Origin of the sequence: Rhizobium sp. BK512 (assembly GCF_014194915.1) — a bacterium.
In the GTDB taxonomy this organism is placed as follows: domain Bacteria; phylum Pseudomonadota; class Alphaproteobacteria; order Rhizobiales; family Rhizobiaceae; genus Rhizobium.
The window spans coordinates 105184-129699 of sequence record NZ_JACIAS010000011.1; the positions used below are offsets into that span (position 1 = coordinate 105184).

At 58.3% G+C, this 24516-nt stretch carries 21 protein-coding genes and 1 pseudogene; 19 read left to right on the forward strand and 3 right to left on the reverse strand.

Going from position 1 to position 24516, the window contains the following annotated elements; all coding sequences use genetic code 11:
• Window positions 1-4 precede the first annotated feature (4 nt).
• The 5 genes and pseudogenes from FHX06_RS31115 (at window position 5) to FHX06_RS31140 (ending at window position 7330) form a co-directional block, all read left to right on the forward strand.
• Complete coding sequence (locus FHX06_RS31115) at window positions 5-3247, forward strand: sensor histidine kinase (protein ID WP_183882064.1); 3243 nt, start codon at window positions 5-7, stop codon at window positions 3245-3247.
• Window positions 3226-3870, forward strand: a complete 645-nt coding sequence (locus FHX06_RS31120; RefSeq protein WP_210300672.1) for a response regulator transcription factor — start codon at window positions 3226-3228, stop codon at window positions 3868-3870. Before FHX06_RS31115 ends, FHX06_RS31120 begins: the two co-directional genes overlap by 22 nt.
• A gap of 58 nt (window positions 3871-3928) precedes the next feature.
• Window positions 3929-4155, forward strand: a pseudogene (locus FHX06_RS35780) (LysR family transcriptional regulator); the annotation flags it as partial.
• Window positions 4156-4793: 638 nt separating this feature from the next.
• Entirely contained in the window at window positions 4794-5414 is a 621-nt protein-coding gene (locus tag FHX06_RS31125; protein ID WP_246715703.1) for a DUF1684 domain-containing protein, read from the forward strand.
• Window positions 5415-6277: 863 nt separating this feature from the next.
• On the forward strand, window positions 6278-7330 hold the full coding sequence (locus FHX06_RS31140; RefSeq protein WP_113211736.1) for a ketopantoate reductase family protein: 1053 nt from the start codon (window positions 6278-6280) through the stop codon (window positions 7328-7330).
• A 69-nt stretch (window positions 7331-7399) separates the two neighbouring features.
• Here the strand turns inward: FHX06_RS31140 and FHX06_RS35785 are convergent, their stop codons facing one another.
• Both FHX06_RS35785 and FHX06_RS31150 read right to left on the reverse strand, forming a co-directional pair.
• A complete protein-coding gene (locus tag FHX06_RS35785; RefSeq protein ID WP_113211737.1) occupies window positions 7400-9121 on the reverse strand; it encodes an extracellular solute-binding protein in 1722 nt (573 codons plus the stop codon).
• 82 nt (window positions 9122-9203) lie between these two features.
• Window positions 9204-10109, reverse strand: a complete 906-nt coding sequence (locus tag FHX06_RS31150) for an NAD(P)-dependent oxidoreductase (RefSeq protein WP_112547617.1) — start codon at window positions 10107-10109, stop codon at window positions 9204-9206.
• A 366-nt stretch (window positions 10110-10475) separates the two neighbouring features.
• On the opposite strand from FHX06_RS31150, the gene FHX06_RS31155 reads away from it, so the two are divergent.
• The 14 genes from FHX06_RS31155 (at window position 10476) to FHX06_RS31220 (ending at window position 23890) form a co-directional block, all read left to right on the forward strand.
• Entirely contained in the window at window positions 10476-11312 is an 837-nt protein-coding gene (locus FHX06_RS31155) for a glucose 1-dehydrogenase (RefSeq protein WP_113211738.1), read from the forward strand.
• A gap of 71 nt (window positions 11313-11383) precedes the next feature.
• Window positions 11384-12457 carry a 2,3-butanediol dehydrogenase gene (locus FHX06_RS31160; protein WP_113211739.1) on the forward strand — a complete coding sequence of 358 codons (1074 nt, stop codon included), beginning with the start codon at window positions 11384-11386 and terminating at the stop codon, window positions 12455-12457.
• Between the two features lie 56 nt (window positions 12458-12513).
• Window positions 12514-12798, forward strand: a complete 285-nt coding sequence (locus FHX06_RS31165; protein WP_113013697.1) for a YciI family protein — start codon at window positions 12514-12516, stop codon at window positions 12796-12798.
• Window positions 12795-13808 (forward strand): Gfo/Idh/MocA family protein, encoded by a 1014-nt coding sequence (locus FHX06_RS31170; protein WP_113211740.1) that lies wholly within the window; start codon window positions 12795-12797, stop codon window positions 13806-13808. Before FHX06_RS31165 ends, FHX06_RS31170 begins: the two co-directional genes overlap by 4 nt.
• Window positions 13809-13819: 11 nt before the next feature.
• Complete coding sequence (locus tag FHX06_RS31175; protein ID WP_113211741.1) at window positions 13820-14803, forward strand: zinc-dependent alcohol dehydrogenase; 984 nt, start codon at window positions 13820-13822, stop codon at window positions 14801-14803.
• 3 nt (window positions 14804-14806) lie between these two features.
• A complete protein-coding gene (locus tag FHX06_RS31180) occupies window positions 14807-15865 on the forward strand; it encodes an SDR family oxidoreductase (protein WP_113211742.1) in 1059 nt (352 codons plus the stop codon).
• A gap of 18 nt (window positions 15866-15883) precedes the next feature.
• Window positions 15884-16765 carry an intradiol ring-cleavage dioxygenase gene (locus tag FHX06_RS31185; protein ID WP_113211743.1) on the forward strand — a complete coding sequence of 294 codons (882 nt, stop codon included), beginning with the start codon at window positions 15884-15886 and terminating at the stop codon, window positions 16763-16765.
• A gap of 1 nt (window position 16766) precedes the next feature.
• Window positions 16767-17831, forward strand: a complete 1065-nt coding sequence (locus FHX06_RS31190) for a maleylacetate reductase (RefSeq protein ID WP_312866607.1) — start codon at window positions 16767-16769, stop codon at window positions 17829-17831.
• Between the two features lie 154 nt (window positions 17832-17985).
• Window positions 17986-18270 carry a YciI family protein gene (locus tag FHX06_RS31195; protein ID WP_183882066.1) on the forward strand — a complete coding sequence of 95 codons (285 nt, stop codon included), beginning with the start codon at window positions 17986-17988 and terminating at the stop codon, window positions 18268-18270.
• Between the two features lie 50 nt (window positions 18271-18320).
• Window positions 18321-18500 carry a hypothetical protein gene (locus FHX06_RS31200; RefSeq protein ID WP_113013690.1) on the forward strand — a complete coding sequence of 60 codons (180 nt, stop codon included), beginning with the start codon at window positions 18321-18323 and terminating at the stop codon, window positions 18498-18500.
• Between the two features lie 111 nt (window positions 18501-18611).
• Window positions 18612-19637, forward strand: coding sequence for an ABC transporter permease (locus FHX06_RS31205; RefSeq protein ID WP_183882068.1), 1026 nt, complete (start codon window positions 18612-18614; stop codon window positions 19635-19637).
• Window positions 19634-20701: a substrate-binding domain-containing protein gene (locus tag FHX06_RS31210; RefSeq protein WP_113013689.1), complete on the forward strand. Its 1068-nt coding sequence runs from the start codon at window positions 19634-19636 to the stop codon at window positions 20699-20701. Before FHX06_RS31205 ends, FHX06_RS31210 begins: the two co-directional genes overlap by 4 nt.
• A gap of 70 nt (window positions 20702-20771) precedes the next feature.
• Window positions 20772-23279 carry an ATP-binding cassette domain-containing protein gene (locus tag FHX06_RS31215; RefSeq protein WP_210300673.1) on the forward strand — a complete coding sequence of 836 codons (2508 nt, stop codon included), beginning with the start codon at window positions 20772-20774 and terminating at the stop codon, window positions 23277-23279.
• A 50-nt stretch (window positions 23280-23329) separates the two neighbouring features.
• Window positions 23330-23890, forward strand: coding sequence for a VOC family protein (locus FHX06_RS31220; RefSeq protein WP_246715705.1), 561 nt, complete (start codon window positions 23330-23332; stop codon window positions 23888-23890).
• Window positions 23891-24185: 295 nt separating this feature from the next.
• On the opposite strand, the gene FHX06_RS31225 is transcribed toward FHX06_RS31220, so the two are convergent.
• Window positions 24186-24434, reverse strand: a complete 249-nt coding sequence (locus FHX06_RS31225; RefSeq protein ID WP_112547632.1) for a helix-turn-helix transcriptional regulator — start codon at window positions 24432-24434, stop codon at window positions 24186-24188.
• Window positions 24435-24516 lie beyond the last annotated feature (82 nt).

Consider the following 24516-nt stretch of genomic DNA (forward strand, 5'->3'; position numbering starts at 1 on the left):
TGCAGTGAAAGTCCAGCAACCGAACACGATGTCGATGGGGCAGCGCGCAAGCAGGCTCGCTGAGATGACGTGGGCGGGGCTCGCGGTCTTGGTGGCCATCCTGTTCCCCGCCACTACGACGGTGATGCCGGGACAGGCACTTGCTGATGTGATGGTCGCGAAGGTTGCGCCTGCATTTACGCACGTTCAGGTCGAGGACAGAAACGACATACAATTCCGCAGATTGTTGCTCTCCGAAGGGCTGTCGCAAACGCGGGTCTCGCAGATTATCCAGGATGATGACGGTTACCTGTGGTTTGGCACGCAGCATGGCGTCAGCCGCTATGACGGCTATGGATTTCATGTCTTCAAGCATGTGCGCGGTGACCGGGGAAGCCTGAGCGGGGTCTTCATCTATGCCCTGTTCAAGGACAGTTCAGGAACGATCTGGGTGGGAAGCGACCAGTTTCTCGATGCCTTCGACAACAGAACGGGCACCTTTCGGCACTATTCGGTGGATGAGTCGAACCCGACGGTGATTCATATCAGCGAAGACAGGCGAGGATTCCTTTGGCTGGCAACCAGCCAAGGCTTGTATCGGCTGGACAGGACAAGCGGTGAGACCAAGAGATTTGGTCACGACCAGAATAACCCCCACAGTCTCTCCAGCAGCGACATCAAATCCACGGGAGAGGACCGGGAGGGAGTATTTTGGGTCGCGTCTAGCGGCGGCCTCGAGGCGTTCGATCGGGATACGGGCCAGGTGCAGGTCAGGATTCCATTGCGTCAGGAGGTTCGCGAGTTCTCATTTCACGAGGATTCGCACGGCGTTTTCTGGATCATCTACGGTTCGGGGAACGGGTTGGGAATCTATGACCGGAAGACCAATACCCTCATCAGGTATGCCTTCGAGGACGAAGCGACAGAAAGCGGCTTGTCGGGAGTATTCGCGGCATTGGAAACGACGAACGGCGACATGTGGTTTGCCACCATGGGCGCTGGTCTTTTGAAATTCGATCGGGAGAACGAGCGGTTCATCCGCTATCGCAATGATCCGAGCGACGCACGAAGCCTGGCGGAAAATCGGGCGATCGCATTGTTCGAGGACCGGGAAGGAAACATCTGGACGGGTCTGCATGCAACGCCGCCAAACGTCTTCCCGAGTGATGCGCCGCCCTTCCTGAAGGTGTGGCCATTTCCCGGTCACGTCGACAAACTCGGAGAGAGCCTGGTAAACACGATCTTCGAAGATCGAGACGGTGCTGTCTGGATCGGGGCAGGAGGTGCACTGAACCGGATCGATCCGGATGGCAAGACGCTACAGGTTCTGGAGCCTCTGGGCACCGGAACCTCGGTAGAAGTGCTCGCGATCACGGAGGATACCAAGGGAACGCTATGGATCGGCACGTTGGGAGCGGGCTTGTATTCCTACGATCCGAGCACCGGCCGGTTCACGTCGTATCGCTATAGCCAAAACGATGCCGATGGCCTCAGCAGCGATATCGTGACAAGGATCCACGTCGCGGAGTCGGGTGACCTGTGGCTAACGACGTGGAATGGGCTGGACAAGTTCGATCCCGCGACCGGTAAGTTCACGACCTATAAGCGCGATCCGGCGAGCAGCGCGGAAGCGTATTTTTCCATTGTCCCGGATGGAAAAGGCTCCTTCTGGCTCGGCACCACGGCCGGCCTGGTTCGCTTTGATCCGAAAGGCGCAACCTTCACGACCTACAAGCACACTCCAGGTGACAACTCCAGCCTGAGCAACAACACCGTCAACAGCCTCTACCTTGCGCCCGATGGGAAGCTTTGGATCGGGACGCAGAACGGATTGAACAAGCTGGATACCGAAACGGGCAAGTTCGAAGCGTTCTTCGACCGGGACGGGCTGGCGGGCAATGCGGTCAGCTGCCTGCTCAGCGATGATAGAGGTGATTTATGGATGAGCACCAATCGTGGTGTCTCCCGGATGGACAGAGCGGCTGCCACGTTCCAGACCTATTCAGCCTCGGACGGTCTTCCTGGCGAGGACCTGACCGGATGGAACGCCTGTGCTAACGGCGGGAGCGACCGGCTCTATTTCGGCGGCTTCACCGGGGCGACTGTCAAGATACATGACGATGCTCGAAAGCCGTTTGTTCCGCCTGTCGTATTTACCGAAATTCAGGCCGGAAATCGACCGGCGCAAGCGGGCCCGGCGACCTTGTCAGGCACCGGGCAGGCGTCTTTCACGCTGCCATATAGCGCACGCAACATGACGATTTCCTTTTCAGCGTTGAGCTTCAGGAGTCCCGACAGCACGCGCTATCGCTATAGGCTGGAAGGGTTGGACACCAACTGGCATAGCGCCGACAGCAATCAGAGGACGATCAGCTACGCCGTATTGCCGCCGGGCGACTTCACCTTGACGGTCCAGGCAGCCACCACACGCGGCGACTGGAATATGCCGGGAGCAGGTTTGAAAATTATGGTGCTGCCACCCTGGTGGGATACGTGGTGGTTCTACGGTACGACGTTTGCGCTCTCCGTCACGGCTCTCGCGACCCTGTATCGGTATCGGGTGGCAAAGGTCGCAGCGCAATACCGCATACGACTCGAAGAGCGTGTGGGAGAGCGAAACCGGGTGGCACGCGATCTTCACGACACGTTGCTTCAGAGCTTTCAGGGCCTGACTTTCCGGCTTCAGGCCGCACGGCATCTCTTGCCAAAGCAGCCCGAGGAAGCTGCGCGCATGCTCGATCTCGTTCTGGAGAAGAGCGACGACGCGATCATCGAAGGCAGAAACGCCGTGCAGGCGCTGCGTGACACCAAAGGGATCGACACAAACCTGGTCGAGGCTGTGCGGACTGTCGGCCAGGAACTCGCCTCAGCCGCGTCTGTTGTACCGTCCCCGGCGTTTCGGCTCGACCTTAGCGGGCGCCCGACGGATATTCGGCCAAATGTTCAGGAGGAGGTCTATCGCATTACGTCCGAAGCTCTTCGGAACGCGTTCAAGCACGCGGGCGCTTCGCTCATAAGGTGCCAGTTCGACTATGACGCCAGTGGGTTGAAAATTCGAGTTTGCGACGACGGCTTGGGCATCGTCCGGGGTGCTCATGACCGGGCTGGCAAACGTTGGGGCATGGCCGGAATGAAGGAGCGGGCAGAGAAGATAGGTGCCGACCTGGCCATCGAGAGTACTCCGGGCAAGGGCACTTCGGTCGAGCTCACCCTCAAGGCGCGGCCCGGATTCCCGTGGAAACGCTGGTGGAGGTGGCAGAATCAATGACAGGGCAGCCGATCAGAGTGCTTACCGCCGACGATCACCCCCTCATCCGGGAGGGGCTCGCCGCGCTTATGGCTGCACAGCCCGACATTGTCATCGTCGGCGAAGCATCCGATGGACATGAAGCAATCGCGCGCTTCGATGAACTTCGGCCCGATGTCCTGCTGCTCGATCTGCAGATGCCGAATCTGACGGGACTGGAGGCACTGGTGGCAATCAAGGAGCGGCACCCAGGGGCCCGGATCATCGTCTTGACCACCTACGATACCGAGCAACTGGCGGCCAAGGCGATCGCGTCGGGTGCCCAGGCCTACCTGCTGAAGAGCTCGGTAAGGCGCGAGCTTATCGATACCATCCGGTCGGTCGTGAGGGGGAAGAAACATGTCGACGCCGGGGTGGCGACCAATCTCGCTATACATGCGACCGACGACGCGCTCACGCCCCGGGAAATCGCCGTTCTCGCTCTGATTGCTCGCGGTAATTCGAACCGGTCGGTGGGAGAGCATCTGGCCATTACCGAACAGACGGTCAAAGGTCACGTCAAGAGCATCCTCTCGAAGCTCTCCGCGAATGACCGCGCGCACGCCGTGGCACTCGGAATAAAGCGCGGCATCATAGAACTTTAGCCGGTCAGGGCCTGCCGCCAGCAGCACGACGACGTCGTGATTGCGGCGATCGTTACCTACCTGCGACGATACCTTCTCCCTGGTGTCACTGGTCTCGGCCGGCCTTGGCATCGGCTTCGTGCCGGAATTGACTCAGGATCTGCCGAACCGGGGTTTCGAGCTGAAGAAGGTGGGGGCGTCGATTTCAAGATCGGGCTCGGTGCCGCTTGGAACAGGGAGGATCCGACCGCCTCGCGCGATGATATTATCGATATCGCCCGATCGTTGGTGCTGCCGGGCAGGTGACCTCGTGGAAGGATTTGCGGCGGTGCGTTGTGCCACTGCCATACCCGTCACCACCGTCGAAAGCATAGGGTCACCACAGTGAGCCGAATGCTACGCTTCAATCAGGATTCCATTCGCATGGAGATGTCATGCAGGAACGATTGGAACTCACTCTTCAAGTTTTGAAGTCTGCCAGACCGATCGCCGAGAAAAATCTGAGGTCTGACAGAATGGTTGACCGCATCGACGAGGCGATCTTCGAGGCCGAGCGTCTGTTGAAGGCGACGCGCAACGAAGGCCCAGAGCACTATCGCGGCAAATGCTGCCTGTCCGAATGAGCAGGCCGAGCTCTGGGAGGGAGATCGGCCCGAAAACGGAACACGCGGTCGTGGTAGTCGGTCCCGCTTCTTCTTCGGATCTCCGACGCTGGCGCTCCTGCGGCTGCCCTTCTTCACGCCCGCCTGTGACGCGAATTCCCGCTTTCCCGCGCTTTTGGCGCGGCCGCTATGCTGAAAGCTCCGATATGCTTCTGTCTGGTTATTGTTGACATGCACCCAAACGTGGGCTGCATATTGTTACGCAGTGGTGCGCCGCGATGAATGGGCGAGCGTCATCACGATGATAAAAGCCGGCTTAATTTCGGACATGGAAGGTGTGGCTTGAACGAGGATCTACAACTGTGGGAATGGCGGGAAAGGATCTCAAATCTCTATTACGAGATACGTTCCAGTGCGGACGCAGTTGCTGCCTGGAGGCTTTGGTGCGACACCCGTTCGACCCTGTTTCGCGACCATCCTCAGTCACCTATCGAACAGGCGGATCGCAAGGGGTTCGGAGGGCCGACCCTATTTCCTTATGATCCTTTGTTGCGTCTGACGGTTCAGCTTGTACCGGAAACATCGGAACGGATAACCATCGCAACAGGCGTGGACGGTGATCTGTCGATGCATGCGTTCGCCCGCACCGCAGGGCTGGAAGACAGATTAGGCGGCGAATTGACCCTTTACTGGATTGAAGGATACGGTGGTGGCGTGTTCCTGCCGTTTGTAGACGGGACCTCGGGGACGGAGACGTATGGTGGCGGCCGATATCTCCTCGACACCATCAAAGGAGCGGACCTCGGAGTTGTCCGAGCAGGCGGCGTGCTAGTACTCGATTTCAACTTTTCCTATTTTCCTTCTTGCGCCTACTCGCCCCGTTATGTTTGTCCATTAGCGCCGTCGGGCAATCGGCTGAAGGGCGCGGTGAGAGCGGGCGAGCGACTACCAATCTCGAAATGAGCCGCGTTTAACGGGGAGGTCGATCCCGCCGTGATCGACGTGCAGCCGGCCTTCCTGTCAAGTGTCGCAAGGTTGCGGGGCCGGGATGTGATCCTTCGCGTCGGCCCTGCCGGTTCGGATCGGCCTCCGCGACGCTGTCGCCGGTTTCCGGCTGTTGCTCATTGACGGTCGTCCACGTTGGTTTCGGGAAGCTCGTCGTCTTGCGTGTCCTCGTTCAACGATTTGGGGCAGCGATCGGAATCGGCTTTTTCCGAAATCGGGCTGGTAGTGGTGAGCATATGATCATCTCCTCGACAGAAAAGCGGAAGGGAGTACATCGCAATGGCCACGACACACGGGCACGCAAGGGAACACGTCGCGGAAAGCCGACAACGAACCCGTTCCAAGCGCCTGCCTAGTCTCGACGTAACGAGCGCATACGGCTCCGCGGCTATTCGATATGGGAAGGGGAGGGGACTCCAGCCGACCGTCGATCAACAGATGACCTACGATCAATCCGTCGGGATTGACCCACCGCGATAGTGAACGCAAATCGAGGCGATCTGGCACGCACCTGAACGAATATCTCGGTGTTCGAATAGATCTTGATTCATTTCACGACACTGCGGTCCGAATATCGTCAAGAGGGTCAGTCTGGACAGCCTTTCAAATTGCGTCTCGTTTCGCAGTGATAGACTGTCATCGTAATAAAGGGATTTGGAGCCTCCCATCTAGAGAGCTCCACTTTTCCTGTAGACAGCCCGAAGTCAGCTACATCCAGATTGGATAAAACCGTCGTTTAAGTTTCTACGATCGGCATTACGATCGTCCTATCTGATCGCGCGAAGCTGTTGAGCGGCGCGAAAATGTTGGGAGAACATAGGATGACCGGAGCTGATAAGAGACCAAGGATCGCGTTCTTGGGAACGGGCGCGCAAGGGGCCTCCATTGGTGCAGATTTCGCTCTTGCGGGACTTGACGTCACGTTCATTGAGCAGTGGCCGGAACACGTCGAAGCAATTCGTCGCGACGGCATCACGGTCAATCTGCCGTCTCGTACGATAAATGTTCGAGTCCCAGCGTTGCACCTGTGCCAGGTAGCAGAGATCAAGGAGCCGTTCGATTTGGTTTTCCTGGTCGTCAAAGCTTATGACACGAAATGGGCATGTCAGTTGATCAAGCCGTGCCTCGCTTCCGATGGTCTGGTCATCGGTCTCCAGAATGGCATGACGCACGAGGACATCGCCGATGTCGTAGGTCGACACCGGACCGTTGGTGCCGTCATCGAGATAGCGTCCAACATGTTCGTCCCCGGCATTACAAATCGCCAGAACGATCATGACACCTCGTGGTTTGCTCTTGGCGCCTTGGATCGGGCAAACCAGGACCGGGTGGAACATGTTGCCGAGCTTCTAAGAAACTCTGGGCGCGTCGAAGTGCTGGACGACATTCATTCGGCGAAGTGGATGAAGCTGGTCGTGAACGCAGCGGAGCTTATCCCCTCCGCGATCGTCAACCTTCCACTGGCTGACGCCGCGCGGCATCCGGGGATGCTGGAAGTAATGCGGGAGGCGGGATACGAAGCGATGCAGGCAGCGCTGGCCGACGGAGCTCAGATCATCCCGATCATCGGCATGTCTGCCGTCACAACCAACCATCCGGAACGGTACGTGGACCAAATTTTCGAAGAAGTCCTAAAGACGTTTTCCCAAGCCGACACGCTCACCACTTCTCTCCAGGATTGGCGAAAGGGCCGTCGGGCAGAGGTGCAGGAGGTAAATGGTCTGGTTGTGGACATACTCGCGCGCCACGGAAGGAAGGCGCCCGTGAACGAACGCGTTGTCCAGGTCGCTTTGGATATCGAGAAGGGGGTGCTCCTGGCCCAACCGGATAACTCCGGTCTGTTGATCAGAACGGACCAGGCCGTTCCGGCCTAGTGTTTGGACCCCCACGATCGCAGCCGCCTTGAGGCGGCTGTTCTTCTGAGCGGGGACAGGTGGAGGTGCTCAAACGCTCCGAACTTCTCGACGGTGATGACTTCCCACTCTTAGGCTTGCCTCTATTTGACAAGCAGCCGTCTCGAGTGCCGCGCGAGGTGTCTTGTTGCCTAGCAATGCGTCGTGAATTTCCTCACCCAGGACTTTCTCGATCATTGTGTACTGCGGAATTTTTGGACGCTGCCACGTGTGTAGCAGGCTCTTCTTCGCAAGCTGATCAACGAACCTGACGATCGGGGAGCTCGCGGCAGCTTCCGGATCCGCGCTCACGGAGAAACGCGGTGCTACGGGAAAGCCGTTCTTCACATGTGCTTTCATAGCTTCCCTTGAGGCCATCCACGCGATCGCATCAGCGGCCATTTCGACACGTTCTTCAGGAAGGTTTGTGGGGATGCAGAAGAGAAAGCCGCCGATCGGCGAAGCGCGTGTGCCGCCGGGTCCCGAGGGCTGTGGGAGATACTCGACCCTGCGCTTCACCACCGATTGAACATCGTACTCGAACCGCGCGGCGCGCATCGTCCAGAAATAGCCAAGACTCGCTCTACCGCGAAGGAAGACGTCGAGCGTCTTGTCCCAGGCCATCTCCAAGATCTTAGGCGGTGAGATCTCCATGAGCCGGCGCATATAGTCCAGGGCGGCAAATCCTGCGTCTGAGAGGATAGTGCAGGTGAGCTCATCCGGATCGAGACCATCGAGCGTAAAACCGGATCGCGTCCTGCGGAGCGATATTGCTGGTTGTCCGCACGCGCCCATGAAGAAGAGGAAACTTGATGCTATCGGCATGCCGCGAGCGCCATCCCAAACCGTACCGTACATGCCGTCATCGGGTTGGTGGAATTTGCGGCCGGCCTTGATTACTTCGTCGAAGGTTTTCGGGAAGGGTACGCCGGCTTCGGAGAGAAGGTCCTTGCGGGCGGCCAGGAATTCTACCGTGCAGTATCCGGGAACGCCATAGTCTCTGCCATCCCATGTCGCCGATGACCAAATGGTTGGATGGAAGTCGAGAGGGTTAATGCCTGTTTTTTGAATGTACTGGTCAATCGGACGAACGATCCCGCTTTCGGCGAACTCTCCGAGCCACGGCATATTGATGGCAATTACGTCGTAGTCGGATAGCTTCTTGGCCGCGTTTTCCCTTGCGCGTTTATAAAGCTCGGGAAGCGGTAACAGGTCGAAGTTCTTTCGCGAGGCAAGATTGCTGCGGAAGTCGGCCCACATGTTCCGCATGGCGGAGAAGTAGTTGTCGTTGTTCAGGAGAAAACGGAGCTCGATCTGGGACTCGGCCCGACGCTGGACAAGGCGCATTGGTGGGATGATCTGCGAGCCGAGCGGTGTCCCTCCGAAGTAGTACTCGTCTTCCTCTTCTCCGGTTCGCAGTCCCAAGGTTTGTGCAAGTAGCGATTTCGTCTTGCGAGCGTAAGACTCGAACGAGCGAATGAGCTGGTCGCTTGGCTGCAAAGCGAAGCGCTGGCCAGAGGGGCCCTTGGAAATCTTGACTATGTGGCCGGCGTCAATGAGACGATTGATCAATCTCATTGATGTTGCATAGGGGAGACCCGACTCCTGGCCAAGAGTGGAGATCGATACAGGCTGGCTCAAGATATGCGACTTGATCAAAAACATGACGATCAGCCAGACCGCATCTTCGTTGGCGGCATCGATTACCTCCCTGAACGGTCGGCGCGTCTTTTCAATGAAGTCGATGATGCGCAGCATTTCGTATTCGTTCACGTCGGCCTCCCAACCGTCGCTATTGGCAGTCAGACTAGCCTGCCGCCCATGCTTGCACCAGCCATGACGCGGACGCTCTTGCTCAGGAGGCTTTCTTCTCTCGGCTGAGACCCGCTAGGCGCTCGGATTGCTCGAAGAGAACGAAAAAGTCCTTCTCCGCCAAGCCATCGGCGAATGCGGCTTCGTACTGCTGACGGATCACGGAGGCGAGGTACATGGGCACATGATCAGACTTCGCTGCGCCAAGGATCAGGTCAAAATCCTTCATCATTTGAGAGACCGAGAAGGCGGGGTCAAAGTTACGATTTACCAGTAGGTCGCGCTTGTATGCGATCAGCGGTGAGGCAACAGCGCTCTCGCAAATGACGTTCAGCATTGTTTCAACCGACAGATTGCCTTTCAGTCCGAGTGTGAGAGCTTCGCCAAGGAGAGCGGCAGTCGCACCAACGAGCGCGTTCAGGACGAGCTTCAGGTATCGGGCCTCCTCGCCATCTCCCAGGTAAAACTGCTTTGTGGAGAAACTGGCGAGAATCGGCTCGACCTTGCGATAGGCATCCTCTGGGCCGGAGACCATGACAGAAAGCATGCCGGAAGACGCGGTAACCGTGCTGCCTGATACCGGAGCCCTAAGATATGCGACACCGGCTCGGGATAGTGCGTCCGCAACCTCGGCTGAGAGCTCGGGAGATACGGTGCTCATCTCGACTACTATCTGACCGGGCCTCAATAGCTCGGCGAGGGTGGCTGGTGCCAGTATGAGAGTGCGCAGAATGACGTCGTTTGGAATGGTGAGCATCACCACGTCCGATGTTTCCACCAGATCTTCAAGGCTATGAGCTACGTTTGCACCAAGAGCCACCACTGAGGCGCGATTTTCGGGGAGCGGTTCATAAACGGAAACGGGGTATCCGTTCTCGAGCACACGTCTGCTCATCGGGGCGCCCATCTTGCCAATGCCAGCCCAGCCCACTCTCAATGTCTCGCTCATTGCAAAACCTTCCTTCCCTGGCGGCGTCTGCCGTCCAGATACTTCTTGCCGCTATGTCGAAGGAGAGCCTGACAATCGGCTGCATGCGTCTGTTCGGCGCAAGCGCCATCTCCTCCCACAGAAATAGTAGCTTCAGCCCGAGAAGGATTGCTGCATTCAAAATATCCGTTTCGGATAATTAAAGATTTGTCGAGCCGCGGGTCCATCCTCTAGCGTTCGTCTAGGATCGCACGGCGTTTCCTGTGGGAGGAACCAAGCCGTCAGTCGAATGAGAACACGTGCAAGCCACCGGTTTGCGCGAAGGAGTTCTGTAGCTGATGGCTTCCTTGCATTGGCGAATTAGGCGGACCAACGACCTGCTCCCCGATGCGCCGGCTAACGGGTGGTGGAATATGGAATTCAGGGAGGTGTGTCGTGACGGGATCAGTTGAAAACAAGGTCGTCATCGTGACTGGTGCCGGGCGAGGCATCGGTGCGGGCATCGCAGCCAACTTGGTCGAGAACGGCGCTAAAGTTGTCATCGCAGACCTGAATGAGGAAACGGCGAGACAGACTGCGGCGAAGATTTCAACCGGCGACGGCGATGCCATCGCGGTTGGGGTCGACGTTTCCGATCGACAGAGCGTGCAGGAGCTGATCGCAAGGACCGTCGAGCATTTCGGCCGCCTCGACGTGATGTTCAACAATGCCGGAATCAGCCAGACCTGCCCCTTCCTCGAGGTCACTGATGACGACTTCGACCGGATCATGCGGATTAATGGCCGAGGCGTGCTGATAGGTACCCAGGAAGCCGCCAAGCAGATGATCGCACAAGGCACCGGCGGGAAGATCGTAAATACGGCATCCATCGCCGGAAAGCAGGGCTATCCCTTGTTCGCGCATTATTGCGCTTCGAAGTTTGCAGTCGTGGCCCTCACGCAGGCTGCCGCCCGTTCGCTTGCAGAACACAAGATCACCGTCAATTGCTTTGGCCCCGGTGTCGTGAAGACCGAGCTCTGGGAGCAGCTTGACCGTGAGTTCATGGATCACGGCCTCACCGCAAAGCCTGAACAAGCGATCAATGAGTTTTCGCAGTCGATCCTCTTGGGAAGGGTGTCTCTCCCCGCAGACATCAGCGGCGTGACCACGTTCCTCGCCTCAGCGGCGTCCGACTACATCACCGGGCAGACGATCATGGTCGATGGCGGGATGGTCCTGATCTGACGGCGCGCTTAGGGGCGAGAATTATTCGACCGTCAGGAGATGGCGGAGCAGAACACGCAAAGGACAGAGCAATGAAGGCTGTTAGATACTACTCCAAGAAGGATATTCGGGTCGAGGACGTGAAAGCCCCCGAGGGACCGCTTGGCGACGACATGGTGCTCGTCGAGCCCCTTGTGTGCGGTATTTGTGGCACCGATATCCATGAATATATCGCGGGCCCGATCGTCACGCCGGCGACACCCCACGTCTATTCCGGGGCGACGTTGCCGCAGATCCTGGGGCATGAGTTTTCTGCTCGTGTGATCGAGGTCGGCAAGAACGTGACACACGTCGTTCCCGGATCCCGCGTCTCCATCCAGCCCCTGATTTCGCCTCGCGACGACTACTATGGACGTCGTGGGCTGTTCCATCTCAGTGAAAAGATGGCCTGTGTCGGTCTCTCGTGGGACTGGGGTGGAATGGGCGAGCGCGCCGTCGTGAACGGTTACAACGTTTTTCCGGTTCCTGACACGGTCTCGGACGTTCAGGCGGCGATGATCGAACCTGCAGCCGTGGCCGTTTACGGCGTCGATCGTGGAGGCGTTACGTCGGGAAGCTCGGTCCTCGTCTCCGGAGTAGGACCGATCGGCGCGCTCGTGTTGCTCGCGATCAGGGCTGCAGGCGCGACCAAGATCTTCGTATCCGAGCTGAACCCCAATCGAAGGGAACTTGCCAAGGCACTTGTTCCCGAGGCGATCGTCTTCGATCCGCGCGAGACCGATACCGACCAGCTATTTCGCGATCATACGGAGGAGGGGGTGGGCCTAGACGTTGCCTTGGAGTGTGTCGGCGCCGAAGCTTCGCTCAATCTGTGCGCCAAGGCGGTCCGCCGCCAAGGAACCGTAGTCCAGGTTGGACTTCATGTCCGGCCAGCATCCATTGACGCCATGTTGTGGGCGCTGAAGGACATAACCGTCGAAGCCACCTGGTGCTACCCTGTTCAAATCTGGCCGAGGATCGCTCAGATGATCGGGGCTGGCATCTTCCCGGTCGAAAAGATCGTCACCGCTCAGATTGCTCCCGAGCAAGTCGTCGAAAAGGGCTTCGAAGCACTTCTCGACCCCGCGGGGACCCATCTCAAAATCCTTGTCGACATGAAGGCCTGATCGCTTGCGAGCTGTCGCTGCCGCGACGCTACCGCTGAATTGAAAGGAATTATCGAATGCATTTCGTTGTTCATTGCCTCGACCATGAGGGCGCCGTCGAAAAACGACTGGCGAACTATGATGCCCACAAGGCGTATCTTTCAACGGGCAAAACCAAGACCGTGATCTCCGGGCCGCTATTGGCCGACGACAACGAAACCATGATCGGCTCCCTGTTCGTTTTCGAGGCGGACACCAAGGAAGAGATCGTCGATTTCAACAGCGCCGACCCGTTCACCAAGGCCGGCGTATGGAAAACGGTCAATATCCATCCCTTCAACAAGCGGGTGGATAATCGATGACCATTCGCGAGGAAAAACCCGTCATCGCAGCTCTCGTTGGTCTTGGCTGGTGGGGGCGCAAGATGGCCGCCCTCGTCAGCGCCGGCGGGGCCGGAATGCACTTCACCCATGGCGTCGATCCGAATCCCGATGCATCCGCTTTCGCTGCTGAGATGGGGTTGCAGTATTCTCAGGACATGGCGGACGCGCTTGCAGATCCGTCGGTCGAGGCTGTCGTGCTGGCAACGCCGCACTCGCTGCATCGTGAACAGATCGCGCGCGTCGTTGCTGCAGGCAAGCATGTCTTCTGCGAGAAGCCCCTCGACCTTACCAAGGCGGGTGCGGAAGCGTCGGTGGCGCTTTGCAAAGAGGCTGGCCTGGTGCTTGGGATGGGGCACGAGCGCCGTTTCGAAACGCCCATTGCCAGAATCCTCGACGCAGCAAGTTCCGGTAAGCTGGGGCGCCTTCTGCAGATCGAAGCCAATTTCAGCCATGACAAGTTTCTCGGTCTCGACCCTTCGAACTGGCGCTTGAAGGCAGACCAGGCTCCCGCCGGAGGCATGACGGCGACGGGCATTCATCTTACAGACCTGGCCGTGAAGCTGATGGGGCCTGCCAAGGACGTGCGCGTCGTGTGCGAGAACCTTGCCTCCTCGATCCCGCAAGGCGACACGATGAGTGCTCATATTCGTTTCTCCGGCGGTGGTACCGCCTACATATCGGCAACGCTCGCGACGCCGTTCATTTCCCGCTTCGCGGTATTCGGCACCGAGGGATGGATCGAAGTCCGCGACAAGGCTCACGTCGAGGCGCCGGATGGGTGGGTCGTCACCGAGGGGTGGAAGAACAAGCCGATCACGGTTCAGGAGCTGCCGCCCGCTGAACCAGTTCGTGACAATCTGCGGGCCTTCGCCACCGCTGTGAGAGGTGAGGGCTCATATCCGATCACCGGGGAAGACCTGATCAACAACATTGCCCTGCTGGAAGCAATCGTACGCGCCGCCAACACTGGCTTGTTGGAACAGATTTAAGGAGAAGGATAATGAAAGCTCTAGTTTTCGAAGCTCCGGAACGGCCGGTTATCGCAGATGTCGGGATGCCGGATCTGTCGCCCAACGAGGTACTCGTCCACACCAAGGCGGTTGGGATCTGCCATTCGGATTACGAGCTCCTCGCTGGCCGCTACATCATCCCGATCTCCTACCCGGTGACGCCCGGACATGAATGGAGCGGGGAGGTCGTGGAAGTCGGCCGAAACGTGAAGGGATTCAAGAAAGGCGAGCGCGTCGTGGGCGAATGCGTCGTCCGCACGCCCGAACGTCTCCATCATTTCGGTTTCTCCATGAGCGGAGCCGACCGTGAGTACTTCGCCGTCAATCCTGAATGGCTCCACAAGCTTCCTGATGCCGTCGACAACAAGAAGGCGGCGCTGATCGAGCCCTTCACATGTGGCTACTATGCGGTGATGAGGTCTGGTGGCACGAACGCAAGCGAGACGGTCGTCGTGTCGGGCGGCGGCACAATTGGCTTGGTTTCGGCCGCAGCAGCGATCGGTATGGGGGCGAGGGTCATCGTGGTCGATCCTCTGGCAACACGCCGCGAAGTCGCCAAGCGCCTCGGCGCCGACGAAGCTATCGATCCTTCCGACGGAGGCGCCGCAGACAGGATTCGTGAGCTGACCGGGGGGCACGGCGCCAACCTCGTGATCGAGGCGTCAGGCCATGATGCATCTCTCGCTGCGGCCTTTGATTACGCTCGCGAGGAAGGAAGGATGTCCATGGTTGGCATCAACATCGGACGCAAGGTGCCGGTGACGATCGGCCAGATCCAGATGAAGAACCTGACGGTGCGCGGCTGCATCGGCTCTCCCGGTGTGTGGCCTGCTGCAATTCGCTTCCTTGAGCGCACGGGGATCGACTTGTCGCCCATCCAAACCCACGACTACGCTCTCACCGACGCTGTGGAGGCGTTTTCATTCGGACAGGATCCGACGAAGAGCATCAAGATCACACTGGTGAACGGATAAGAGATGACAAAGAAGGCACTCATCGTAGGCGCGACCGGCATCACCGGAAGCAATCTTGCGGAAAACCTCCTGGCGAGCGGTGACTGGACCGTGGCAGGCCTGTCACGTTCGCAAAGCAAGCTTCCCGGCGTGCGGACGCTGAGTTGCGATCTCGTTGACGGTCAATCGGTAAAAGCTGCTCTCGCGGAAGAACGCCCCAGCCACGTATTCATCACGGCCTGGTCACGCCAGGATACCGAAGTGGAGAACTGCAGAGTGAACGGCGCTATCGTTCGCAACGTGCTCGATGCCGTTTCCGGCCGAGGCGTTGAACACGTTGCGCTTACCACGGGCACCAAACATTATCTCGGACCGTTCGAATCCTACGCGAAGACAAAGCCGGAAACCCCGTTCAGAGAGGAGCAGGAGCGCCTTCCTGGAGAGAATTTCTACTATGTCCAGGAAGACGAGATTTTCACTGCGTCCGCGAGGGACGGCTTCACCTGGTCCGTGCATCGTCCTCACACTCTTATCGGCTATGCGGTTGGCAATGCCATGAACATGGCGGCGACACTGGCCGTCTACGCTTCCATCTGCCGTGAAACCGGTAGACCTTTCATGTTCCCAGGATCACCGGAGCAATGGGAAGCGGCGACAGACGTTACTGATGCCCGGCTCCTGGCAAAGCACCTCAAATGGGCGGCAACCACCAGCGCGGCGGCTAATCTCGCCTTCAACGTCGTCAATGGCGAGGTGTTTCGATGGAAGTGGCTGTGGCCACGTCTTGCTGCCTATTTTGGTCTTGAAGCCGGCGCCTATCCGGGGAGCCCGACCCCGCTCGAAGAGCAGATGCGTGAGGCGGGTCCGATCTGGGACGGGATGGTGGCGAAATACGCGCTGGAACCAAATGCTCTAACCCGCGTGGCATCGTTCTGGCACTCGGACGCAGATCTCGGGCGCCAGATCGAGACGTTCAACGATATGGGCCGCAGCCGAGAACTGGGCTTCCTTGAATATCAAGACACAACCCGATCTTTCACGGATGCCTTCGATCGTTTGCGGCTGGACCGCATCATTCCCTAGATGTCTCGAGGACTGGACATGGCCAAAAGCAAAACCGCGATCACCTCGACGGCTGGTTTTTTTTCCGAAGATAATTCCGTCGAGGCAGTGAACGCCCGAATGGGCGAAGATATAAGTCCCCGGCTTAAGGAGGTCATGTCCTGCCTTGTGAAGCACCTTCACAGCTTCGCCCGTGAAATCGAGCTGACGCAAGCGGAATGGGAGTTCGGGATCGATTTCCTGACCCGCACCGGGCAGATGTGCACGCAGGAACGACAGGAGTTCATCCTTCTTTCCGATACGCTTGGAATGTCCATGCTGGTCGATGCGATCAACAATAGACGCCCAGTTGGTGCGACGGAAAACACGGTCTTCGGACCCTTCCATGTGGAGGGGTGCCCGATCCGCAAGATGGGTGAACAGATTTGCCTCGACGGCAAGGGCGAAAGCTGCCTCTTCATTGGACGGGTGGTCGATCTGGAAGGCAATCCGGTTTCGGGTGCCCGGATCGACGTATGGTCGGACAACGCGGACGGCTATTACGACGTCCAGCAGCCCGACATCCAGCCGAAGTGGAATAACCGGGGTGTATTCATCACCGCTGCCGACGGCGAGTACAGCTTCGTTGGGATCAAGCCGGTTTCATATCCTATCCCGGACGATGGTCCTGTCGGACAGATGCTCTCAAGCCTCGGCCGCCACCCGTTTCGTCCCGCGCACATGCATTACATGGTGCGAGCGGATGGCTTTCAGAAGCTGGTCACCCACACGTTCGTTGGCGGCGATCCGTATTTGGAATCCGACACGGTTTTCGGCGTGAAGCAGACGCTCGTCGCGCCCTTCACGAAGGTGGAGGATGGCGAGACGCTCTGGCGGTCCGACTTCGACTTCGTGCTCGCACGGCAGACCGATAGGAGATGAGGTGGAACGGTTCCTTTATACGGGAAATCCCGCCAGGGTGGTTTTTGGCCAGGGCACGATCGCTAGCCTTCCTGAGGAAGCAGACAGGCTGAAGGCCCGCCGCATCCTAGTGCTCTCGACGCCAGAGCAGGCGTCGCAAGCGGCAGACATTGCCAAGAGCCTGGGAGCGCGCGTCGTTGCGACCTTTTCCAAAGCGCAGATGCATACGCCTGTCGAGGTAACGGCCGACGCGATGAAGACTGTGGAACGCCACGATATCGACGCGCTCCTTTCAGTTGGTGGCGGGTCGACGACTGGACTGGGCAAGGCCATTGCCTTGCGAACCGACCTCCCACAGATCGTCGTCCCGACTACGTATGCTGGCTCTGAGGCGACGCCCATCCTCGGCGAGACCGATGGTGGGCGCAAGGTCACCAGGTCAGATCCGCGGATACTCCCAGAGGTCATCGTCTATGATGTCGATCTTACCCTGACCTTGCCCGTGCCGTTGTCGGTGACGAGCGGGATCAATGCCGTCGCCCATGCGGTCGAGGCGCTCTACGCCAAGGAGGCAAATCCCGTCGTCTCTCTGATGGCGGAGGAAGGGATCGGTGCCATCGTGCGCGCGCTTCCTCGCATACATGCCGACAAAGGGGACGTCGAAGGACGCTCTTCAGCTTTGTACGGCGCCTGGCTCTGCGGCGTGTGCCTCGGATCCGTAGGAATGGCTCTGCATCACAAGCTCTGCCATACGCTCGGTGGCATGTTCAATCTACCGCATGCGCAGTTGCATACAGCAGTCTTGCCTCATGCTGTGGCCTACAATGCGTCTGCTACATCGGCTGCGATGGAGAGGCTAAGCCGCGCACTGGCCGCGCCTGATCCTGCGATGGCGCTTCATAAACTTGCAAAAGGTCTGGGCGCCGAGATGTCGTTACGAGATCTAGGTATGCCCGACGGCAGTATCGAAGCGGCGGCAGATCAGGCTCTTAGTAACGCCTATTGGAATCCAAGAGCACTCGATCGCGGAGCCCTTGTTCAACTACTGGAACGCGCCTTCCGCGGAGATGAGCCGAGGCTCGAATGATGTCAGAAGGCAACGCGGAGGCGGGATAATACTGGAACATCCGAAATGGATAATTCCCTTGTTTTCTTCCTGCACCATCAGGCTACCATCGATAATACGAAATCAAATATCGTCGGTATTGTGAGGAATCGCCGATAATTTGGGAGGTGGAGAAATGCTCGCAGTCCGTTTCGCGATATCGGATCCGAACAAGGACTCCCTGCGCGAAATCTACCTCGAGGAACACAAGCGGTACCTGCGATCGAGAGAAGTTTCGATCATCCAATCCGGGCCGATATTGAACGAGGGCGGATCAGGCGAGGGCGGGGTAGTCGTCGCCGACGTCGGATCTCTCGAAGAAATGCGTCGTTTCAGCTCGGCGGACCCCTTTGTTGTCCACGGCATCTACCGCGATGTTGCGATCTACGAGTGGCGCCCCACGATTGGAGGTCGTGGCTAGGCTCGCTCGCGAACGGGATTGATCTGCTGATTTTCTAAGGAGGAGAGAAAATGAAAGCGGTGACAGCTATTACCTTGAACGACATTCTCGATTGGATCGCAGAGGCGGGAAGCATCTGTAGCGGCATCCTCGTAGAGTATCGCGAGCTGCGCGACGGGGAGGCCAATGCCTACCGTTTACGAAATCTACTCCATGATCGGGACAGGTTTTTGCAGTCTCGCGCGAACTGACCGCGCTCTGATCTGACCGCTCCTTCTTTTTCCAAACCCAACCGACCAGGCCCGGATTTATGCCGCGAGCCCGCCGGGAAGACAGTGCCCTTTTGAGCGAAAGAAAGCTTGATGCCAAACGCTTCGCCCATCGCCGACATCGGACTTCCCAGGGAGACAACTTTGAGGATTCCCTTCACGCGAAATTTCGTCACGGTCGTTTTCTCGACGCTCGTGCTCGTAGTCCTGTGTGCTTTGTTTGCTCCGAGCAGTCTTTCGAGCGGCGCTCTCTCGGGGAGCCTTCCGTTTGCTGCAATCATAGCCATCGTGGGCCTAGGCCAACTCCTCGTCGTGCAGCAGGGTGGTTTCGATCTGTCTCTCCCCGGCGCCGTGTCGTTATCCGTGGTCATCGCCACGCACTATCCCCAGCAGGACGACGGGTTGCTTTTCCAGGCCGTGCTTCTTTCTGCGGGACTGTGTGTCGCAGCGGGCATTCTCAACGGCGCCTTGGTGAGCTTCTTCAGGCTGAATGCAATCATTGCGACGATCGGCACCAACGCCCTTTTATACAGTGCAGTTTTCGCGGTGTCGGGCGGCGTGCCATCCATCACCACCAATCTTCTGGCCGAGATCGCAGGCGGCGAGACGTTGGGATTGACGAACTCGGTGCTCTTCGCACTTGGCGCTATGGCTGTCGTCTCGTTCGCGCTCAAGAAGACCGTGGCCGGTCGCAGGTTCGAGGCGATCGGTGCCAATCCCCTGGCTGGCAAGGCCGCTGGCTTGAACGTGCGCCTCCATCAGATGATGGCCTACATCTATGCTCAGCTTCTTTACTGCCTGGCCGGGACGCTCATCGCGGGAATAACACGTGAGCCGACCGCTTTTCAGGGCGATAGCCTGCTGCTGCCGTCGGTTGCCGTCGTGGTGTTAGGCGGAACATCGCTGCTCGGGGGACGGGGCTTCCCAATCTCGACGGTTATCGCAGCATTTTTCCTAAATCACCTGAGCCTGTTCGCGCTGACGATCGGCGTGCCCTTTTCAGCTCAGACAATCATCCAGGCACTCGCTCTGGGCTTCGGTATCGCGGTTTATTCGATCCGTTGGTCGATGAACCAAGGTGGGAAAACTTCAGCAACAAAAGTGGAGGACGCAAAATGAAATATAGGGAACTTGCAACTTATCTCGGACTGGCAGTGACGACCGCGCTCAGCGGGATTGCGATTGCGGGAGCGGCTCAGGCAGAAGCGCCGTCCTGGTGCGGACCAAAGAAAGCGACACTTGCTTTGCTCGACGGCTATGGCGGCAACAGTTGGCGCCAGGTCACGACTGCTTCCGGCAAGCAGACGGTTGAGCTGTGCCCCAGCATAACCAAGTACGAATACGCCGACGGCCAAGGCGATACCATGAAGTCCATTTCGGATATCAAGAGCATGGCCGCAAAGGGTTTGGATGCCCTGGTCGTTTTCGGTGATGCAGGACCTGCCGTTCTGCCAGCCCTCACGAGCGTCTTCAAATCCGGAAAGGTCGTCGTTCCCTATCGCGTGGCCGTTGGTGGCGCCGATGGAAAGAACTACTCGAAGTTCGTTGGCGCATCGTTCGAGAACGATGGCGAGAGCTGGGGCAACTGGATCAAGACGATTTTGCCCAAGGGAGGCAATCTGCTGTTCTTGAGCGGTCCAGCCGGAAACAGCCAAGGCCTCGACGAGCTGAAGGGTCTGAAGAAGGTGCTCGGTCCCGAATATGTTTTCGTAAACCAGGCGCCTTTCGCAGTCACGAACTGGGATCCGGCGCTGACGCAAAAGGTGCTCACGGCAGAAATCGCGAAGAACCCGAAGATCGACGTTATCATTTCCGACTTCGGACCTTCGCTGGTTGGTGCGCTTCCGCTGTTCGAAAAGCAGGGCAAGTCGGTACCGGCCCTTGCGACGTCTGACGGCAACTCCTTGGGCTGCTTCTGGCAGGAGAACAAGGACAAGAACCCCGACTTCAAGTTGTTCACCGTTGCCACTGGCAACGACAATGTCAGGTTGGCGGTCCAATGGGCCGTGGCTTTGGCAACGGGCGGAACGCCACCGAAGGACGAGGTGTTCAAGGCGCCGGGTTTCGAGGACTCCGTTTCGGGGAAGCCGAACCCAGTCCAGTGCCGCAAGGAGCTGCCCGGCGCGATTTACCTATCGTCTGAGCTTCCTGCGGAAGAGCAAGCCAAGGCTGTTGGAAAATAGCCAATCGTCTTGAGACCTGCTCGGAGCGAGTACTTTGAGCAGGTCATCCTTTGGAATTGGATCGTGGACCATGGCAGCAGTTGAAATGAACGCATACGAGACACTTTCATCGGCGACTACCGAAGAGACGATCCGGCTGGCCGGAATCTCGAAGTATTTCGCTGCGATCCCGGCGCTGCGCGACATCAATGTCGACTTCAAGCCGGGCGAGGTCCACGCCATCCTGGGTGAAAACGGTGCAGGTAAGTCCACGCTGATGAACATCATCGCTGGTACGCTGCAACCCACCGAAGGCGAGATCATCTTCGAGGGACAGAAGGTCCCGCAGATGTCGCCCGACATGGCGGCTTCTCTTGGAATTGCCATATGCTTCCAGCATCCGGCCATCCTGAACGATCTCTCGATCTTGGAGAACCTGAGTGTAGCTCTGCCCGCTTCGGTGCTGCGAAATCGATCGACGCGAGATTTGGCTGAGCAGACCTTGAGATCGGTTTGTCTCGACCTGCCTTTGAACATGCGATCTGGTCATATGACGGTGGCCCAGAAGCATCTGCTTGAGATCGGTAAAGCAATTGCCGTGAACCCCAAGCTCTTGATCCTCGACGAGCCTACTGCCTCGTTGGATCAGGAGGCAACTGAGATGCTGTTCGGTCTCATTCGGACCGCGGCCAAGAACGGCACTGCTGTCATCTACATCACTCATCGACTGGCAGAGATCCGGCAGATCGCTGACCGCGTCACGGTTATGCGCGATGGACGCATCCGCGGTGCAGCCAGAGTCAGCGAGATCACCGACGGCGAGCTGGTCAATATGATCGTCGGCCGCACCCTCGAAGCGGCTTTCCCACCGAAGTCTGAAGCTGGCGATCTTTCGCCTGTTTTCAAGGTCGAGGAACTGAGCGGCGATGGGTTCAGCAATGTCAGCTTCAGCGTAGCGCGCGGACAAATCCTCGGTGTTGCTGGTGTTTCGGGGAACGGCCAATCTGAGCTGATGCGCGCTCTGGCAGGCCTTCATCAGACGCGGGGCGCCGCAATCTTGCATGGGCGTCAACTCGGTCAGAAGGAGCTTCTGGACGAAGCAGCCTTCATGCCCTCCGATCGCCATCTTGAAGGTGTGGCAAACGGACTGACAGTTCGTGAGAACGCAACGTTCTCGGCCCTCGAAAAATTCGCGACCGGCGGGATTTTGAGCAAGACTGCTGAACATCAGAAGGTCAGGTCGATCTTCGGTGATCTCGCGGTCAAGACGCCGGGCCTTGAGGCGTCGATCCAAGCATTGTCTGGCGGCAATCAGCAGAAGGTCGTGATGGCGCGCGCCCTTTTGTCCGAGCCTGGCATCGTGATCGCCGATGAGCCCACGCAGGGCGTGGATGTCGGGGCACGTTTCGAGATCTATCGTATTCTCAGGAGCGTCTCCAAGGCAGGAACGCCCGTTATCGTCAATTCTTCCGACGCGGTCGAGTTAGAAGGCATTTGCGACAAGGTCATCGTGATGTCGCGAGGGCAGGTGGTCGAAACTCTTGTAGGGGAGGAGATCACCGAGGAGCGGATCGTTGCCGCAGCCGTCCGGTCCGAGGCGCATGACATCGGCCACGAAAGCTCTGGGAGCCCGCAGAGCATGTCGCGCCTGAGGCATTTCATGGAATCGGACATCGCGCCGGTGGTTCCACTGGCCCTCGTGACGATTTTGCTCGGCCTCTTCGTCAACAGCCAGAACGACAACTTCTTGTCGGCCTACAACATTTCGAACATTCTTCTGCTCGCGACCGCTCTGGGCTTCATAGCCATGGGCCAGACGATAGCGCTTCTGATGGGTGGGATAGATCTGTCCGTCGGGCCGCTTGCCGGCTTCCTTGTTGTGATCGCCTCATTCTTCGTGAATGAAGACATGTCTGCGGGGGTGATGGCCTCAGGGTTCCTGCTGATGGCCGTCGGTGCATTCGTAACGGGAGCGATCAACGGTATTCTCATCCGGTTTGCCAACTTCACGCCGATCGCGGCAACCCTTGCGATGTATATAGCGATCCAAGGCCTGAGCTTCCTACTCCGCGAGAACCCTGACGGTTACATCAACTCGACCGTCACTGATTGGGTGAATTGGCAGATTGGCCCGTTCCCGGTGGCTTTCCTCGTGTTGGTGGGCGTCACGTTGCTCGGGGAATACGCATTGCGTCGGTCCAGAGCCGGCAGGCGCCTCCGTGCTGTGGGTTCCAACGAGGACTCCGCACGCAGGGTGGGCATCCGGGTCGACCTGACCTATGTCGGAGGCTACATCCTGTGCTCCATGCTCACGTGCCTGGGTGCGGTCATGCTGATGACGCAGATTGGCGTCGGGGATCCGCGACAAGGCGTGGCCTACACGTTGTCCAGCATCACCGCCGTCGTTCTCGGAGGAACCAGCCTGGCAGGCGGGCGAGGGACGTTCGTAGGCACCATCATGGGCGCGGTATTGCTGACTGAGGTTCTCAGTGCGGTGACGTTTCTTAGCCTCACGCAGACCTACCAGTACCTCTTTCAAGGGGCGCTCATCGTGATCGCGGCTCTCATCTACTCTGCCGCCCGCCGCCGGTCCGCATAACGCAGGAAGCACCAATGCGATCGTCTTCGTGTTCGCCGGACGGGCACGGGTTGGAACCACTCGTTTGTCTCGGGAGAAATGAAATGACAAACAAAGTTCGCGGCATGCACCACATCGGGATCACCGTGCCGGACATCGAGGAAGGCATTTCGTTTTTCAAAGCGGTGTTTGGCGCCGTCGAGGTGTTTCGCACTGGACCCTTCGATGTCGATCAGGACTTCATGGAAAACAAGCTCGGAGCTGCGAGGCATTCCAAAATCCGTGACCTCGTGTTCCTTCGCTGCGGCAACGGGACCAGCGTTGAGCTTTTCGAATACGAAGGGGAGAGTGTGTCGGCGCCCAAACGATCATCTGAAGTGGGCGGCATGCATCTCTGCTTCGAAGTCGACGATGTCGACGCGGCCGCTGACAGGCTGCGTGATCAAGGCGTGGAGTTGCTCGATGGCCCCAACCTGGTAGATGCAGGGCCGTTGGCCGGGTTCAACTGGATCTACTTCCGTGCTCCATGGGGCCTCATTCTGGAGGTCGCGAGTTTCACTAGGCTCGGTTATGAGGATACTTCCTCCGAACGCCTTTGGCGATCCGATGATACACTGAGCGCTGAGCCGTGAATTCTCATTGATATTCATGGATGACCTAGATCGCAGGTTCGCGTCCTTTCAAGAGCCGCAGCTTTTGTCCGCTTTCGGCCCGATGCGGTCATCGCCGCAATAAAGTCGACGACAGAAATTCGGCGGCACTCTGGTGAGCTTTGTCAGCGTTCCGCGTCCCTGATCTCAGGAAAAAGTCGTGTGCGCCGCCCTCAAAAACATCAAGGCTAGCAGGCTTGCCAAGCTGTTGGGCCTTCCGTTGCAACTCCTGCCCAATAGACAAAGGAAATGTCCGGTCTGCACTTCCCCAGCAAGGTCAGCCGGTGCACAACCCTATCTTGCCGCCCTCGACGGGAATGAAAACCGCTCCTCCAACTTCGAGCGCAAGGCGCAACTGCGCTGCGGTGGCACGATGGACATCATGCCGGCCACCTTCAAAGTCTCTGATGGTGCTGCGCGATACGCCCGCGCGTTCGGCAAGGTCCGTTTGTGTCCAGTCCAGGAGACCGCGTGCAGCGCGGCACAGCTCCGGTGTCAAAATCGTTGTCCCGCTTGCTTGACCCATCGCTTAGAGTCGCCCATATTGGTTGATATAAGCCATATAGAGCAACAAAGCCCCGATTGCTAGACGGCAGTTGAACTGTTGC

Coding starts and splice junctions, on each gene's coding strand:
- FHX06_RS31140 (WP_113211736.1), top strand. CDS start 6,278: ATGACCGGAGCTGATAAGAGACCAAGGATCGCGTTCTTGGGAACGGGC.
- FHX06_RS31150 (WP_112547617.1), bottom strand. CDS start 10,109: ATGAGCGAGACATTGAGAGTGGGCTGGGCTGGCATTGGCAAGATGGGC.
- FHX06_RS31155 (WP_113211738.1), top strand. CDS start 10,476: ATGCGCCGGCTAACGGGTGGTGGAATATGGAATTCAGGGAGGTGTGTC.
- FHX06_RS31160 (WP_113211739.1), top strand. CDS start 11,384: ATGAAGGCTGTTAGATACTACTCCAAGAAGGATATTCGGGTCGAGGAC.
- FHX06_RS31165 (WP_113013697.1), top strand. CDS start 12,514: ATGCATTTCGTTGTTCATTGCCTCGACCATGAGGGCGCCGTCGAAAAA.
- FHX06_RS31170 (WP_113211740.1), top strand. CDS start 12,795: ATGACCATTCGCGAGGAAAAACCCGTCATCGCAGCTCTCGTTGGTCTT.
- FHX06_RS31175 (WP_113211741.1), top strand. CDS start 13,820: ATGAAAGCTCTAGTTTTCGAAGCTCCGGAACGGCCGGTTATCGCAGAT.
- FHX06_RS31180 (WP_113211742.1), top strand. CDS start 14,807: ATGACAAAGAAGGCACTCATCGTAGGCGCGACCGGCATCACCGGAAGC.
- FHX06_RS31185 (WP_113211743.1), top strand. CDS start 15,884: ATGGCCAAAAGCAAAACCGCGATCACCTCGACGGCTGGTTTTTTTTCC.
- FHX06_RS31195 (WP_183882066.1), top strand. CDS start 17,986: ATGCTCGCAGTCCGTTTCGCGATATCGGATCCGAACAAGGACTCCCTG.
- FHX06_RS31200 (WP_113013690.1), top strand. CDS start 18,321: ATGAAAGCGGTGACAGCTATTACCTTGAACGACATTCTCGATTGGATC.
- FHX06_RS31205 (WP_183882068.1), top strand. CDS start 18,612: ATGCCAAACGCTTCGCCCATCGCCGACATCGGACTTCCCAGGGAGACA.
- FHX06_RS31210 (WP_113013689.1), top strand. CDS start 19,634: ATGAAATATAGGGAACTTGCAACTTATCTCGGACTGGCAGTGACGACC.
- FHX06_RS31215 (WP_210300673.1), top strand. CDS start 20,772: ATGGCAGCAGTTGAAATGAACGCATACGAGACACTTTCATCGGCGACT.
- FHX06_RS31225 (WP_112547632.1), bottom strand. CDS start 24,434: ATGGGTCAAGCAAGCGGGACAACGATTTTGACACCGGAGCTGTGCCGC.